This is a genomic window from Winogradskyella poriferorum (assembly GCF_050618035.1).
In the GTDB taxonomy this organism is placed as follows: domain Bacteria; phylum Bacteroidota; class Bacteroidia; order Flavobacteriales; family Flavobacteriaceae; genus Winogradskyella; species Winogradskyella poriferorum_A.
The window spans coordinates 409,385-424,285 of the sequence record NZ_JBODPY010000004.1; the positions used below are offsets into that span (position 1 = coordinate 409,385).

General features: G+C 31.2%; 17 protein-coding genes. 3 read left to right on the forward strand and 14 right to left on the reverse strand.

Annotated features, from left to right (window positions below):
- The first annotated feature begins 175 nt into the window (after positions 1-175).
- Positions 176-511 (forward strand): DUF6150 family protein, encoded by a 336-nt coding sequence (locus tag ACRHOC_RS11620; protein WP_431158810.1) that lies wholly within the window; start codon positions 176-178, stop codon positions 509-511.
- Between the two features lie 51 nt (positions 512-562).
- On the opposite strand, the gene ACRHOC_RS11625 is transcribed toward ACRHOC_RS11620, so the two are convergent.
- The 8 genes from ACRHOC_RS11625 to ACRHOC_RS11660 form a co-directional block, all read right to left on the reverse strand.
- The gene (locus ACRHOC_RS11625) at positions 563-958 is read right to left on the reverse strand and encodes a hypothetical protein (RefSeq protein WP_431158811.1); all 396 of its coding nucleotides are present in this window, start codon (positions 956-958) and stop codon (positions 563-565) included.
- A gap of 170 nt (positions 959-1,128) precedes the next feature.
- Positions 1,129-1,608: a hypothetical protein gene (locus tag ACRHOC_RS11630; RefSeq protein ID WP_431158812.1), complete on the reverse strand. Its 480-nt coding sequence runs from the start codon at positions 1,606-1,608 to the stop codon at positions 1,129-1,131.
- 33 nt (positions 1,609-1,641) lie between these two features.
- Positions 1,642-3,627: a DUF2779 domain-containing protein gene (locus tag ACRHOC_RS11635; protein ID WP_431158813.1), complete on the reverse strand. Its 1,986-nt coding sequence runs from the start codon at positions 3,625-3,627 to the stop codon at positions 1,642-1,644.
- A 9-nt stretch (positions 3,628-3,636) separates the two neighbouring features.
- Entirely contained in the window at positions 3,637-4,113 is a 477-nt protein-coding gene (locus ACRHOC_RS11640; protein WP_431158814.1) for a 5' nucleotidase, NT5C type, read from the reverse strand.
- 7 nt (positions 4,114-4,120) lie between these two features.
- Complete coding sequence (locus ACRHOC_RS11645) at positions 4,121-4,465, reverse strand: hypothetical protein (protein WP_431158815.1); 345 nt, start codon at positions 4,463-4,465, stop codon at positions 4,121-4,123.
- 108 nt (positions 4,466-4,573) lie between these two features.
- Entirely contained in the window at positions 4,574-4,963 is a 390-nt protein-coding gene (locus ACRHOC_RS11650) for a hypothetical protein (RefSeq protein ID WP_431158816.1), read from the reverse strand.
- Positions 4,964-5,082: 119 nt separating this feature from the next.
- Positions 5,083-6,126: a hypothetical protein gene (locus ACRHOC_RS11655; RefSeq protein WP_431158817.1), complete on the reverse strand. Its 1,044-nt coding sequence runs from the start codon at positions 6,124-6,126 to the stop codon at positions 5,083-5,085.
- Between the two features lie 30 nt (positions 6,127-6,156).
- On the reverse strand, positions 6,157-7,188 hold the full coding sequence (locus ACRHOC_RS11660) for a hypothetical protein (RefSeq protein ID WP_431158818.1): 1,032 nt from the start codon (positions 7,186-7,188) through the stop codon (positions 6,157-6,159).
- Positions 7,189-7,471: 283 nt separating this feature from the next.
- Here ACRHOC_RS11660 and ACRHOC_RS11665 point away from each other — a divergent pair, with 283 nt between their 5' ends.
- Both ACRHOC_RS11665 and ACRHOC_RS11670 read left to right on the forward strand, forming a co-directional pair.
- Positions 7,472-8,128, forward strand: a complete 657-nt coding sequence (locus tag ACRHOC_RS11665; protein WP_431158819.1) for an EamA family transporter — start codon at positions 7,472-7,474, stop codon at positions 8,126-8,128.
- Positions 8,129-8,137: 9 nt separating this feature from the next.
- Positions 8,138-9,454 (forward strand): hypothetical protein, encoded by a 1,317-nt coding sequence (locus tag ACRHOC_RS11670; protein ID WP_431158820.1) that lies wholly within the window; start codon positions 8,138-8,140, stop codon positions 9,452-9,454.
- Positions 9,455-9,585: 131 nt separating this feature from the next.
- On the opposite strand, the gene ACRHOC_RS11675 is transcribed toward ACRHOC_RS11670, so the two are convergent.
- From ACRHOC_RS11675 to ACRHOC_RS11700, 6 genes are all read right to left on the reverse strand, one after another.
- Complete coding sequence (locus ACRHOC_RS11675) at positions 9,586-9,849, reverse strand: hypothetical protein (protein WP_431158821.1); 264 nt, start codon at positions 9,847-9,849, stop codon at positions 9,586-9,588.
- Positions 9,850-10,090: 241 nt separating this feature from the next.
- A complete protein-coding gene (locus ACRHOC_RS11680; protein ID WP_431158822.1) occupies positions 10,091-10,564 on the reverse strand; it encodes an HAD family hydrolase in 474 nt (157 codons plus the stop codon).
- 226 nt (positions 10,565-10,790) lie between these two features.
- Positions 10,791-12,770, reverse strand: a complete 1,980-nt coding sequence (locus tag ACRHOC_RS11685) for a DUF2779 domain-containing protein (RefSeq protein WP_431158823.1) — start codon at positions 12,768-12,770, stop codon at positions 10,791-10,793.
- Between the two features lie 333 nt (positions 12,771-13,103).
- Positions 13,104-13,364 (reverse strand): hypothetical protein, encoded by a 261-nt coding sequence (locus tag ACRHOC_RS11690; RefSeq protein ID WP_431158824.1) that lies wholly within the window; start codon positions 13,362-13,364, stop codon positions 13,104-13,106.
- Positions 13,365-13,496: 132 nt separating this feature from the next.
- The gene (locus ACRHOC_RS11695; RefSeq protein ID WP_431158825.1) at positions 13,497-14,675 is read right to left on the reverse strand and encodes a hypothetical protein; all 1,179 of its coding nucleotides are present in this window, start codon (positions 14,673-14,675) and stop codon (positions 13,497-13,499) included.
- A gap of 72 nt (positions 14,676-14,747) precedes the next feature.
- Entirely contained in the window at positions 14,748-14,897 is a 150-nt protein-coding gene (locus ACRHOC_RS11700; RefSeq protein WP_431158870.1) for an integrase core domain-containing protein, read from the reverse strand.
- Between the last annotated feature and the right edge of the window lie 4 nt (positions 14,898-14,901).

Consider the following 14,901-nt stretch of genomic DNA (forward strand, 5'->3'; position numbering starts at 1 on the left):
ATATCGAACTCAATTACAGAAAGCTTAGCTCAATTTTCTAAACTATTGGGTAGTTACATATTTTATTTAGATTGTTTTACTATAAAATCAATTTACCTTTAATTAGTGATTTGTTGGAAAGCAATATCTGGCCTATTTTTTGCTATTTTTAAGAACGAACCATAATATATCTAAAATGAAACTATTTTTTACAATCTCAGCAATCCTATTATTCGGAATCAATTGTAAGGCCCAAAAGGTATTTTCGGTACAATATGTCAATCAAGCAGATGTTAAGGTATTTGTGGTCGATTATGAAAACCAAGCCGACTTAAAGGTTTATAAGGTCAAATACCAAAATCAAGCTGGGAAAAACGATGGTAAATGGTTCTTTACCAAATATGCCAATCAAGCTGACAAGAAGCTGTTCTTCGTGGAGTACAAGAACCAAGCTGATTTAAAAATATTCTTTGTTGACTACGAGAACCAAGCTGGATGGAGAAACAAATCCAAACAACATTTGATGTATTGATGATTAAGTGTTTTGAGATAATAATTTATATTAAAGCACAACTATATTACATTACAAATCAACATCATAAAAATTACTTGAATTGATTTGATGGACTATGCTCTCAATATATTCGTCTTTAGAATCAAACCATCCAGGCCAAAAACTTGACACATAACACCACGTCAATTCTGCCACATCTTCTTTTTCAAGCGTTAATTTATCTAAGTATAATTGATAGCGCTCCATAGAAAAATAATCTTCATCATACTCTTCAGGCATCTCTTTCTTTTGGGTTGGAAAACCATTGACAAGATAATTCTTGTTTACACAATACTCAATAATGAGGTCTTGAGCTTCTGACTCTAATAGCTCTGCGGATTTAATCTCTTTAAAATCCTCGCCATCTATAGAATGATGCTCCTCTGCTAATTTTATGATTTTGCTTTTTATAGTGTCAATGTTCATAGTTTAAAGATTTGAAACGCTCATAATCTACTTATACTTTAAAATAAAATCCGAAAGTTATTAGTTCAGAATGATCAAAAATTCTTCTGGATATTTTACGTAATAATCGATGTCTCTTAGTGACTTAGTTTTACTTTTTAACCATAGTGTAACAAATTAATGATATTAACTTATTTTAACTGTTTGAAAAATATTTGGAAATATTCCTTAAAAGCTAACACATCCTCTAAAGATTCAAGTTGATAATACTCACTAGTAGTATATCTTTTTGACTTATACTTGGTATTTATCCAGTTTTTTAGGCCCTGTTCTAAATTTTTAACATAATCTGTTCCTTTTCCAGTGAAATCGTAGCAATAGTGTTCTAGTAATTTCTCATCGAAAATAGGCTTCATGCTATCTGGTAATGTAGTCAAACTTCTATAGCTTTTCATCCGATCAAATAATGTTTGAGATTTTGTATTGCGTCCTATTTTAATTAAATATGGGCCATTGAATTTTTTAGGTTTTATATCCAAACGCCTACCTTCAAGATGTGCTCTTCTAACGTCTAATGAATCCCATAAACCGTCTTTACAGTCAAGAATAATAAGATAAACACATTCTTTAATCTGTTTTTGAATAGCATAATTGTTTTTGATGTCTTTCATAATTTATATTTTAATTTAATAGATTTTGTCTTGTTATTTAATATTATCAATTTCTGTTATTAATAGAGATTCTCTCAAATGCTCAAATACCATCACCATAGCTAAGGTGTCTAGCTCGCAATATTTAAGTAAGGCCTCGCGTAAAGTGTTACGTTCTTCAGTACTCATATCAGTATATTGGGTTAATCCATAAGCAATAAGAGCAGCTCCGCCATTATTAATTTCTTCAATGTCACTTTTACGCTCAAAATCTGTATCCCAATCTTTAAAAGGCTTATCTAATGACTTGTAAGGGTCTTCAATTTCGCCATCTTTTATTCTTAGCCACTTATAATGACTCGGAAAATTTTTACTCGTCATGTTTATGTCTGCAATTGGTTGACTGTATTTTTCCTTTATGAATGCAGAAGTTTTGAAAATGGCTGGCAAAATGGCCTTAATAGAATTGCTCCCTTTGGTATAGGGATTATAATAATAAGCCTTGATCACTTCACATAGGTCAATCATCATTCGCTTAACCTCCCAAACTTCTCCTTTGTAATCGTTACTTTTGGGTGGTGTTGTTAGTGTTTTGATAAATGTAATCAAGTCTTCTTTGTCTAGCTCTACAGAGGCTTCTAATTGCCGTTTAACTTGATTTAAAGTTGAATTTTCATAAGGCGAAAACTGAAACACAGAGCCTGTGTTTTGTTCTAATGCAGCTTTAAGTGCTCTTATAAACTCAAAGTTTGGAAACTCTCCCGGATTAACGTTAATAAACTCGTTGGCGTGCTCTATGCGTCCATCTTCTTGGTAAATGTGGTGAGAAAATTGGAACACTACTTTTTCGTAGGGGTGTTGTCCGCTGTAAAAAGGCAAAGCTACCGTTGAGGCTTCAAAATCAATGAAATTGTAAGGCGGTTTCCAAGTGGTCATCTCACGACTTAAGCCTTCTTTATCTAAATATATTTTATTGTCTTTTTCAATAGATTTATATTTTTGAATCAATTGACGTTCGATTCGTGATATGCCTAATTCTTTGGGCTTCATATCGCCAAATTCATCATCCTCAATTTCAGTTAACTTTAGTTTACCTTCATCAGTAAGATTTTTCCAACGCCTAAAATCCCAAATCTCAAAAGCGTTTGGTGCTTTAAAATCATCCTCTTTCCATCCTAATTGCTTTTTAAAACATTCTTCAAATCCAGATTTTTTATCTTTTGAATCAGCATCGGTTTTAAATTCACAGTGTTTGCATTTAGCAAAGTCCAGAGGGTAACCAAAATAACAGTCGTCTTGATAGGCTTTGGCTAATATCTCAATGGCATCTTCAAATTCATACTCTTCTAAAATACGATGTTCTCCGGCTTCAATTTTAGTGATGATATCAGTCACATCTTTAAGGGATAACACCGAGTCTTCTGGAAATTTTAACTGCGCCAATTGATCTTCCTTTTTTTCTATACCTGTTCTATTCCCGTTGTTCTTTTTTATTCGGAACATTTGATTTAATCCATCTATAGATGCAGTTTTAAGTTGGTCGGCCAACATTAAATAAGGTTTGACACGAAAGTGGGGATGTGCTTTTTCTATGACATATTTTTGAAAGGCCACATCAAATAAATAGAACTTCCATTCTGAATTATACTTAACCTCTTTGTATCCCTCTTTGAAGGATTTGGCCTTAACTTCAATTAAATTGATTTGATGCCCTTTTTTCTCTAAAATATCAACACGAATAAATAGATTGTTATACTTAAAAGCAGCCTCATAAATAACAACATTTTCATTTTGAAGCAATTGATTAGTTTCTTCTACTTTTTCCTCATAATCATACTTATCACCTTGAACATCATCAACCAAATGACCATTTGGGTAATGCAATCGTGCTAATTCTTCCACCTGAAACCCGCCCGAGGCTAAAGCCTCTAAAAAAGGGTTTTCATCTTTTTGATTGGCATATTCATCCTTTTTGGTGTAGAAGAGCTTATTAGGGCATTCGAGACCTGTTTTAAAACGTGATTTGGTTAAGTATCGCATTATTAAGTATTAGTGTTGATTAAAATAAGTTAAGATTGCTTCCCAGTTTGGATAGATATTGTCTTTATTATTGATGTAATCCCAACCAAAATGAAGATGAGTTCCCTTAAAGTTGCCTGCGCCATTAGCGGTACGGTCATCGATTAAATAATCACCAATGAGTAAATCTTTTCTGTGGGTGATAATCACTTTTTTATAGAAGATATCTCCAAAGTGTTTCTCTATCCATAAACGCTTGTGCATCCAAGCTGAAGGATTGTCCCATGGTGCAGTTGTCAATATAAACAAATCATATTTATTTGATAGATGTAGCTGATGGATGGCACCTTTTGCTCCAGTAATTAATTCTAAGTGCTCAAAAATACCTGGAATATTATCAGGGTCTTCTTGGTAAGGTTTTAAATTCGACTTAGGATGTGTTTTAATCGCTTTTGAAAAATCAGCAATGACTCCATCCATGTCTATGTATATTATTGGCTTATTCATAAATTGCTTAACGTATTAACTTTTTAAGGAACTTTATCCTTTGCCAATTTTCACTATTATCTTTTTGATAAAGACTCGTTTCACTTCTTCCAGATAAAGCAACTCCATAAGTGTTCTGATATATTACTTCAGTATCAGAGATCCAATCAAAATTATGAGTTTGCTCTCCTTTATTACCGTCAACTATACTTTTAATCCACTTACCTTGCCATCTTTTTTTACCATTCTTGGTTTCTCTCCAAACGGATTCGATCTCGTTAATGCGTTCACCAACTTGATACCTGTAAACCGCTTCTAAAAAATTTATTGACTTTATACTTAATTCCTTGTCATTAGTTCTAACGGTATTCATTCGTAAGCCGAGCTCCTGAAAAATGGTAAGATTAAGAGCAAAAAAGTTAGCATTAAAATACCAGCCATTAATAATGCTATCCGTTTTTGCGCTTCGTGATAAAATCTTTTACAGCTTAGGGTTGGCAGAAAGAAGCTTGTGATTAATTTTATTTTTGTTTACCACCGTATAAAGCACTAGCGCATGCTTCAGCGCTTCAGCAATTGATGCATAAACATACCCATCAACCAAAAATACAGACTGGTAATGAGCTGTATAAGACTCTAAAAGTTCTGCTGACTCTTTTTCAATCTCATCTACCTTTTCTTGCGTTACATGAACAATAAGCTCCTCTACTTTCTCATTCAAATCCTCTAGGTCAAGATTGCTTCTTAAATTCTTGAAATCATAAAGTACATTCAAATGCTCAAAATCATCTTTACTAAAGCGCCTACCAAACAGTTTGTTATGAAGCTCCTCTACATAACGCAAAGAATATGTAAACAATTCACTATTCACCTAACTTATTATTAAATAGTTTTTCTAGTAATATAAAAGCTAATGATCCATTGTCTTGTATCAACAACTTCACTCTCTCTTTTCTATTGGTGTAATCTCTGTTTGCCATTTTTTGTAAATTATATTACACTGTCGATTATTTCTTGTGCAATTTTTACATAATCAATTTCGGACTCTACATTTACTCCAAAATAAAGTCCATTTGCAGTGTACTCACCTTCATAATCATCTACGTCTATTTCATAGAAATAAAATAGAAGTTTATCAACAAAATCAACTAACCAATCCTCCTCATAATTAAATCCTTCTACTATCTGGTCAGAGTACCCTAAGGCCTGCGCATTAATAAATTCTGCAAGTATTTCTGGATCTTCACAATATGCCAATTGTTCAACAACATATTTAAAATAAGCACAATAATATAGTTTAAAGTCTATGCTACCTACATCTGAAATGTTTAAGTCTTCAAGTTCTAATATCTTATCTGCTAATGGAGTTTCTTTCAATACATCTTTGAGCTCCCATTCATCTTCTTCAATTTTAAATGCAGCTTCATATTTATAATTTGTATACATGTAATATGCCTCGAATTCATCTGCTTCATTATCATAGTAAGAATTGGTAAGTGACTCAAAAAGTTTAGCTGCACCAAAATATTTGTGGTCTGTCCTCAATTCTTTTTCAAAAAAATTATTTACTTGATTAAGAAAGTTTTCATCTTTCCTGTTGTCAGTTAATTGATTAACAAATGAAGTTGGAAAGTTTTCATCTAGTGTAATTTCGAAATCATTATTTTCAATAGATTCTTTATTTACAGTGTTTTCTTTTTTTCTAATCTTGTACCCTAATTTTTCACTAGCCGCAATGAAATTTTCAATATTTTCACCCCATTGGTTCATCACAACAACATGAACTCCTTGCTTTATTTTTAGGGGCTCACGCATATTAAAGTATTTATGATTTTTAACATCTACCTCCTTACGAACTAGACCAAATTTATCTGGGTTACCTCCGTGAATTTTATCTGGGAAAGTGGTTTGTAATTCTTCAAAGCTTGGGTTGTTTTTTTCTACCCAGTCTTTTACGATGGTAAATACTAATTTTCTTTTATTAAGGTTTTCTCCTAAACCTTCTACGTTGTACTTGGTATAATCTCTTGCCATTTAAATAATTAAATATTATTATGATTTATTTTAAATGTTTGAATCTCTAAAATCTTCGGCAAGCTTAATGTAGTCATAGCCCATATCTAAGCCTACATCTAAGAAGTGTAACCCATTAACAGCGCATTCACCCTCATAATCATAAATATCGTAACCAATACTTTTCAATAGATCGATAACCATATCAGAAACAAAATCTTCCATTGAATCATCTGTATCTGTGAATACCTCTTTGTAAGCAGAAACATCATTGGCTACTATAAATTCTGCTATTTCTTCTGAATCTGCATTATCAACAATTCGTAATAATGTCAGAACAAATAAAGATGCAAAGTATTTATCAAATTCACTTTGACCATACTTAGTTGCCACCTTATGAACAACTGTTTCTTCACTTTGTATCATATCGTACCAATCATAACCATACTCGGTAGCTATATCCCAATCGAAGTAAGTATCATATTCCCCTTCTCCCATTTTATCTGAAATTTCAGTAAACACATACAAATACCCACCGTATTTAACACAGTCTTTTAAGGTAATTTCATGTAAATCGTTATATAAATCAGCTATTTCTTCACAGTCACTTTCAGACTCCCAGCTAAAGTTTTCAAATAACTTATTAGTTTGTTCTATAAAATCATAGATTTCATCAAATGTTTGATTTTGGAAGTAATTAAGGTATGCTTCTTTTATATTCCCGTTTTTTTCCTTTCCTAGAGTTGAATTCTGATCGTTTGTGTTAATCTGATAGCCTAATTCTTCACTAGCGACTATAAAATCATTAATATTCTCACCCCATTGATTACAAACTACAACATGTGCACCGTTTTTAATCTTCAGTGGTTCTTTAACATTGTATCGCTTAGGGTCTTTAACCTCGGCTTCTTTTTTAACGACCCCCTTTGAACCTTGTATTTGATCTGGAAAAGCTTTTTGTAAGTCTTCAAAGCTGGGATTATTTTTTTCTACCCAGTCATTTACGATGGTAAATACTAGTTTTCTTTTATTAAGGTTTTCTCCTAAACCTTCCACGTTGTACTTGGTGTAATCTCTTGCCATTTTATTTTCAATTAAAAATTTTAAAATCTTTTTAAATTTATTGTTTTTAATTTACCTTTTATGTTCATTCAGTGTTCATTTTATTTATTATTTTTACCTCATGCTTTATTTAATAAGTAGTGTTTTATTCTTTTCCATAAACAACGTGCTCTGGTCGCATTATGCACCTAAGGTTTATCCTTTTAAATTGATTGGTAAAAGGGCTTTTTTTACCAGTATATTTATGGGTTGTATTTTAATCTATGTAGGTTTGACCCAAGAACTAAGGTTTCAAAACCACCTATTGGAACTTATAGTCGTTAGTATTGTTGGCTTTGTTGGTTTATTGTTTTTGGTATTGGGCTTTAAAAAAGGAACCGTGCTGCAGTTCTCTGTGTACAGCCTCCTATTAACCTTTGTTTTAGGTTTTGTAGGTGAACAAACAAATACAGTATCCGTAGTCCAAAAGTTACCTGAACTTTTAATAGTTACATTAGGTTACCTAGCTTTTGTTTGGGGACAATTCAGTAAGGTAAAAAGCAAACCATCAGTTTTAGGGCATATATATTTTATTTTGGCACATGTATGCTTTGGCGGACTATTGTTCTTACAATGGCATTTATTGGATAGTGTATCCAAAATCGCTATCGCTTTTTTTCAAGAACTTTTAGTCTTTGTTTTGGCTAGTTGTATTTGGATGTTTATACCTGTAAAACATAAAGAACAAAAAAGAATAGTATGGTGGCAGTATGCCTTATTCGCTCTACCCATAAGTTTAGCCGTGTTATTGGGATTGGATGGTCTAAAATCTACCCACCCTTTTTATTCTGCTTTGATAGGCCTGTTGACGCCTACGATTACGGTAATTATAGCTACAATCTTAGGTATAGAAAAACTGAAATGGAAACCTATGGTAGGCCTTATGCTTATCATATTCGGGCTTTTAATGTTTTACTTTTAATACAACCCCATGAAAGCATTTCAGAAAAAACTTAAAATTGACGTTGAAAAGAAGATAGGGTTTAAAATTTCATCTACAACAGAAGCTAGGGCTTTGCAAAATCTTCTTCTGGAGCAGGATATTCATGATTTAAGTCTCAGCACCATAAGACGCTTTTGGGGATTAATTCCCCATCGTAAGCCCAATGAAAAAACATTAAACACGCTCGTTGAATTTTTAGGTTATAAAACGTATCTGGAGTATGTTAAATCCAAAAACCGATTTGAAGAGTGGTTTAATATTTCCCAAATACAACGCTTAAAGTCCAAGGATAAACTCACGAAATCAGATTTTAAATTTATAGAAACGCTTTACAGAACAGAATCTACAACCTTTGTTAGCGTTTCCCTTTTTGAGCATGCTGTAAACTTTGAAAAATGGAACTATATACAAGACTTGCTCAATCCAGATAATATTAGCTTGCTAAAAGATAATACTGATGTTACTGAATATGCAGCAAAACAGGCTTACTTATTAACTATCTATCTTTACTTGATACCTATAGCATATTTTAATGCTGTTATTGATAAATTAATACAAATAGATGGGTTTCGGTATTATTGTGTTTACCTGTATGTGGATATCATTCATTTAAACCATCGTTATGGCACTATCATAAATAAAATCATTGCCACTGTAAATAAAGACAAGGAAGAAATGCTGTTTCTAATGCTACTTAGCAATCTGTGGAATTACCTAAATGGAAACAGTCTTAAGCCCGTAGCTTTTGATGAACAGGAACTAAAGAAACTTCCCTATGTGTTAATTGGCAGGTATTATGGATATCAAATTTTACACAACACATTGGAGGGTAACCAAATAGAAGTTGAAAAAAACTGGGAGTTATTTTTAAATGGAATTGATAACAAAACTGATATTCGTCAATATCTAAATGAATTCATCAACCATCTATTTTTAGCGAAACAGTTTAAAAAACTAGAGTATATCTTGGAAAACTTCTATGAAGATATTATGGATAATTTTCACCTGCATCATTATTTTGACGTCTTTATTTTTGGTCTTATTGATGTGATCATTAGTTATCAATTGGGTAATGCAAAACGAGCTAATCTCGTATTCGCTAACCTGGATACTAGTAAGATTATTTATGGGTCATATTGTGACTACTATCTTATCTTCTATAATTTAATAGGATATCATTTAGCAAATGATGCTCAAGAAAAACTAAGCTTCAAAAAAGACTACTTAAACTTGGCACGAGATGCTCGTTTTTTTCTTTTTAATGAGGAGTATCTTAAGAATTATTTTGTATATAGAGCACATTAATGCCTCTAGAAAAAATATTCCCAAGGATAAAAAATTATGCTTGGGAATAAATCGTGACCTCCACTGTTGACTCTTCTAACTTTATTGAGGATTTAAAAAACATTTTATCGTTCGATTTTTGATATTTCTATCTATTCTTCGTAAGCGCTCTCAATTTCGAAATCAGGCGAAGCCCCATCTTCAACAGTATAATTCCCACTACTTATATAAACTTCTTTAAGCTTCTTAAAACTTTCGTTATCTTCATCTCCATCTAAATCACCTTCACTTAAAAATAAAGTATCATAAGCACTGTTTTCAATAAAAGATTTTACTATTTCGATAGCCTCTTCTTTACTTTCTAAATTTAAGTTGACATAACATGATTCAACTTTGGTAAAATTTACTTTAATCATAATATTATTGTTTAAGTTTTTTGTTTTAATTATATTGATAAATGAAGTCTATAGACTCGCTAAAGTGAACTTTATCTTAGAGAGTATTTAGTTAATAACTTAAAGGTAAGTTTTTTTTTTACATATTTATAATTTTTTTTGAATCAGTCCACTTTTTGATGACGATTTACAATTGAAGACTTAAAAAGCATTTTGTCTTTCAATTTTTAATAGTAAAGCAACAATAAAAAAATTATTAAAATTAGTCCTTTAGATTTATAACGCTTATAATTCTAGTCAGTTCATCATCATCTAATTCCCCTCTAAATTCTTTGGGTACAATAAATCTAATTTTAGATTCCAAGGCATCAGTGCCTAGCCAAACATTTGGGCTATCATCTATAATATCAATTTTGTCATATAAATGGTCCCATAGATGCTGGAAAGTTTTATAATACCTATCGTTTTTTTGTTTACAATCTTGTCTTGTGAAAATTTTGAAAGCATCGATATTTAGATCAAAACAAATACGATTCGCATAGTCTTCTTTAGCAGTTGTATACACGATGATATGCGTATAGTAACGATTCAAAAAGTTAATAAACTCCTCTGCAAATGGTCGTTTATAGACTTTTAGATATTCACTATACTCAAACAACAATTCTGCTTTTTCTGAAGGTGCATATGAGCCATAAATTAAAGTATGGTCTAAATCTAACAAACATAAATTGGTCATATAATATATTTACAAGAGATATTTTAATAAAACATTTTGAGTTTATTCATCTGTATCAAAAAAGCAATTAATAAAACTTGTTAGTACAGTAGGCCATAAAAGTAGGATAGCTAAAACTTCCAGTGGTTCAGAAAGCGGCTTGTAGGTAACAAAATAAAGGATATTGAATATTAAGCCAATACAAAATCCTATTGCAAGATAAACTATTATAAATGATACCATAATCTTAATTATTTTCTGTAAGTTCTTTTAAATGTTCAAAAATCATCACCATAGCTAAAGTGTCTAGCTCACAATAACGCAGTAAGGCCTCTTTTATTTGTAAGCGCTCCTCATCGCCCATATCTGTATATTGTAATTTGCCATAGGCGGTTAGTGCTGCACCACCATTATTAATATCGTCTAGCTCAGATATCGTTTCAAAGTCATCATTCCATTCATCAAATACTTTTGGTAGGCTTTTATAAGGGTCTTCAACAACACCATCAATAATCTTAAGCCAAATTTTATCATTATGAAAGTTGAGTGAGTTTAAATTAATCTTCCCAATAGGTTTAGAATATTTATCCCTAATAAATGGGCTACTTTCAAATACAGCAGGCAAGACTTGTTTAATTGAGTTTGAACCTTTGGTATATGGATTATAATAATAATCCTTAATGACCTTACATAAGTCTATCATTGAGCGATACCCTTTCCAGGGAATTAATGGTGTGTCTTTTTTACCTTTTGATATTTGTTGTCCAAAAACAAATAAATCTGCTCTGTCGGGTAAATCGGATACATAAACTTGTTCTACTAAATGGTTAATGATAGTATTTTCATGATTGGAAAACATGAAAATAGACCCTTCATTGCTTTCAATAGACTCTTTTAAGGCCCTTAAAAAATCTATATTTGGAAACTCACCTGCAGTGGTGTTGATATATTGAGCAGCATGTTCAATGGTTCCATCTTTATGATAGATATGATGTGAAAATTGAAAAGCTACTTGCTCATAGGGTTTTTGACCACAAAAAAAAGGTAATGGCGAAGTCGAAGTTTCAAAATCTATGAAATTTAAAGGATATTGCCATGTACTCATTTCTTCCTTGAGTTCATCTTTTAAAATATAAGGTTTATTATCAGTTGAAATAGCTTTTTCTCGCTGAATTAATTGTCGCTCAACTCTAGACATTTTTCCTGCTTTAGGTTTGTCTTCTCCAAAGTCGGTTTCATCTAAATCCTTAAGTAGTAATCGTTGGCTTTCTTCAAGTTTTTTCCAAGACCTAAAATCCCATATTTCAAAAGCATTGGGTTCTTTAAATTCTTTTTCTGTCCATGCCATTTGTTTACTGAAGCATTCTTTAAAACCAGATTTTAAATGTTGCGTGTCTTTATTTGTTTTAAACTCGCAGTGCTTACATACATTATACTGTAATGGATAATTGAAGTAATTGTCTTCTTTGTAGGCTTTAGATAACTCTTTGATGGATGTTTCAAAATCAAATGCTTCAAGAATTCTATATTTACCCTTTTCTATACCTTGTATAGGGTTAGACACATTAACTTTTGTTAAAACCGATTGTTCTTCTACATTATCCAATTGTTTTATCTTACATTCAACACCTGTACGATTATCAGTGTTTTTAGTCACCCTAAACAATTGGTTTAAGCCGTCTATGGTTGTTGTCTTTGATTTGTCGGCAAGCATTAAAAACGGTGTCACTTTAAATTCTGGGTGTGATTTTTCTATAACGTACTTTTGAAATGCCACATCAAAAAGATAAAATTTCCAATCCCCTACAAGACCACCTCGTTTTCCTATGAATTCATGTTCCATATTTGTGGAATCGAAGGATTTGGCCTTCACTTCAATCAAGTTGATATGGTTACCTTTTTTTTCTAGAATATCTACACGAATAAATAGATTTTCAAACTTAAAGGCTGCTTCAAAAATAACGACGTTGTCTTGTTGTAAAAGGTGATTGGTTTGTAACACCTTATCATCATAGTCATAACTTTTATCCGACTTTTTATCTTCAATTAAAATACCACCTGGATAATGTAGTTTAGCCAATTCTTCAACCTGAAAACCACCAGAAGCTAAAGCCTCAAGAAAAGTGTCATCTTTTTTGGTATTGGCATATTGTTTATTTTTAGTGAAGTACAGCTTGTTGGGGCATTCTAAGCCTGTTTTGTAAAGTGATTTTGTTAAGTGTCTCATATGTTATTTTTACAAAACAAACATAAACACAAGGTATGACAAATTATGTCGATTTCTTATTACTGATAAAAGATAATAATATAATTTGGATGTGGTGCAAAACCCAACCAGTCGTAGCGGATAATTTGAACCATGTCATTTATGACATTAAACTAAGGTTATACTATGAGTTATTGATAATTTATCTATGCTCAGAATTACCCGCTTTGGATGGTATACTATACCCGTTTTTTGCAGGTAACATTGAATAAAAGAATTCGCTAAAATTATTTAAAAGTTTTCCAAATTCGGTATACTTTTCATCAATTCCCGAATACAATGCTATGGCATGATTTAATCCTCAATCGTTATTTCACAATCTGAGTAGTCAGAGGGTGGAAAATCATCATATTCAAAATCGTCAATAAGTTCATCATGTAAACTATCAAATAATTCTGAATTTTTTGCTGACATTGAATAAATATTCTCATTAATGTAATTCTGAATATCCAATTTTGACATATCTTTCATTTCAGGATAATCGTCTGAGTTAATTTCTATCTTATGAAGTCGTTTTGTTATGAGGGTTTCCCATTGTTTAATAATAATTTTCATATGAGTTAAATTTAATGTTTTTTCTGTCTCGTCCTGAAATATGGCTACAGGTTAAAAATTGATTTACCTTTTATACCATATTCAATAAACTGATTATTCATAAAATTAATATTTTATTAGGAAACTAAAAACTTATTTAATTTTTTCTAAAGTTACACCTTTACTTTCTAAAAACTTAATCGCACTTTTTTCATCCTTAAAAAACTTTTTAAAGTGTCCTGCTTCTGACTTCTTTTTAATAATATCCTCCCATTCATTTTTATCTGTTTCAATAGTGCCTAAAAAGTCTTTTTTTAAGTAAAGGTAGCTTCCATTTTTACGACTTTCAATTCGACCAATTTTTCTATTCTTATTTATATCTTTTGAATAACGAATAGCTTTATAAGCAGGTTTTTCGAAAAGAAAAAAACGTGTTTGTTTTATTTCTTTTTGATTTACATTTTTCTTAAGCTTAGATTTTAGCTTATTTTTAGGTTCTTGAGAAACTTCAATATCTTTAGGTTTAGAAAGAGGAATATTTTCTTCAAGTGCAGTTTTTTTGTATACGTTTCTAGCATTAAAGGCGAATGTTTCGGTAAGATTATGTCCAAATAGTTTTTCTTCTAATTCGATAACTGAAATTGAAAATTCTTCTGACAATCTTATCATAAACTTTAGGTATTCTCCATAAGCATTAGAATTTACATACTTGTTATTTTTTAAACGACCATCTACGTACAATTTACCTTTACTTCTTTTTCCATAAAAGTTGTTTATTATTTCTGTATTATTGCTCATAAGCTCAATCATACACCAAGCTATACTTAACCATTTGTCTAATATTAGATAAGTCTGTTTTTCTGGTGCAAGGGCTGCTCTATAAAAGAAAAAAAACTTTGTAAAAAAGGCATAATCAATACCTGGAATTTGGAATTCCTTATTCTCTTTGAAACTTTTAAAAAGAACATTTGAATCATCCGATTTAATAATTTCCGATATGATAATTTCTATTAATTCATGAAAATCTTTTGATTCTATATACTTTAAGAGTTCTTTCTTTGTTTCCTTATTTGGTACTGCATGAAAATAAACTCCCCATAAAAGAATAGAATATACTTCTGTTTTCCGATCATACTTTTTACTTTTAATTAATTCTATGATTTCTTCTTTAGAAATAAACTCTTTTTCTTCTAGATAAAGGGGTAATTTCTCGCTTAAGTGTGCCCCTTCTTTAGAATTAATCTCATTTTTTAGATTCTTTACCCTATTTTTTCCTTCTGTTATATTAAACGAAGTTTTAACAGTGGATTTTTCAATAATTTCTTTTACCATAATTAATTAAAATACATTGTTTAAGCTGAAGACTTACTTTTTCACAAAACATTAAAGTTAACAAAATGTTTTTCATGAAAAAAAATCGTTCAATAGTTCATTAGGACTCTTTCTTCCTAACAATTTATGTGGATGATGTTCATTATAATCTTCTCTAAATACTTCTGCTTGGGCCCTTACTTCATCTAAATTTCTTAATAGGTATGCGTCTAGGACATGCAGACTA

Coding starts and splice junctions, on each gene's coding strand:
- ACRHOC_RS11620 (WP_431158810.1), top strand. CDS start 176: ATGAAACTATTTTTTACAATCTCAGCAATCCTATTATTCGGAATCAAT.
- ACRHOC_RS11625 (WP_431158811.1), bottom strand. CDS start 958: ATGAACATTGACACTATAAAAAGCAAAATCATAAAATTAGCAGAGGAG.
- ACRHOC_RS11630 (WP_431158812.1), bottom strand. CDS start 1,608: ATGAAAGACATCAAAAACAATTATGCTATTCAAAAACAGATTAAAGAA.
- ACRHOC_RS11635 (WP_431158813.1), bottom strand. CDS start 3,627: ATGCGATACTTAACCAAATCACGTTTTAAAACAGGTCTCGAATGCCCT.
- ACRHOC_RS11640 (WP_431158814.1), bottom strand. CDS start 4,113: ATGAATAAGCCAATAATATACATAGACATGGATGGAGTCATTGCTGAT.
- ACRHOC_RS11645 (WP_431158815.1), bottom strand. CDS start 4,465: ATGAATACCGTTAGAACTAATGACAAGGAATTAAGTATAAAGTCAATA.
- ACRHOC_RS11655 (WP_431158817.1), bottom strand. CDS start 6,126: ATGGCAAGAGATTATACCAAGTACAACGTAGAAGGTTTAGGAGAAAAC.
- ACRHOC_RS11660 (WP_431158818.1), bottom strand. CDS start 7,188: ATGGCAAGAGATTACACCAAGTACAACGTGGAAGGTTTAGGAGAAAAC.
- ACRHOC_RS11670 (WP_431158820.1), top strand. CDS start 8,138: ATGAAAGCATTTCAGAAAAAACTTAAAATTGACGTTGAAAAGAAGATA.
- ACRHOC_RS11675 (WP_431158821.1), bottom strand. CDS start 9,849: ATGATTAAAGTAAATTTTACCAAAGTTGAATCATGTTATGTCAACTTA.
- ACRHOC_RS11680 (WP_431158822.1), bottom strand. CDS start 10,564: ATGACCAATTTATGTTTGTTAGATTTAGACCATACTTTAATTTATGGC.
- ACRHOC_RS11685 (WP_431158823.1), bottom strand. CDS start 12,770: ATGAGACACTTAACAAAATCACTTTACAAAACAGGCTTAGAATGCCCC.
- ACRHOC_RS11690 (WP_431158824.1), bottom strand. CDS start 13,364: ATGAAAATTATTATTAAACAATGGGAAACCCTCATAACAAAACGACTT.
- ACRHOC_RS11695 (WP_431158825.1), bottom strand. CDS start 14,675: ATGGTAAAAGAAATTATTGAAAAATCCACTGTTAAAACTTCGTTTAAT.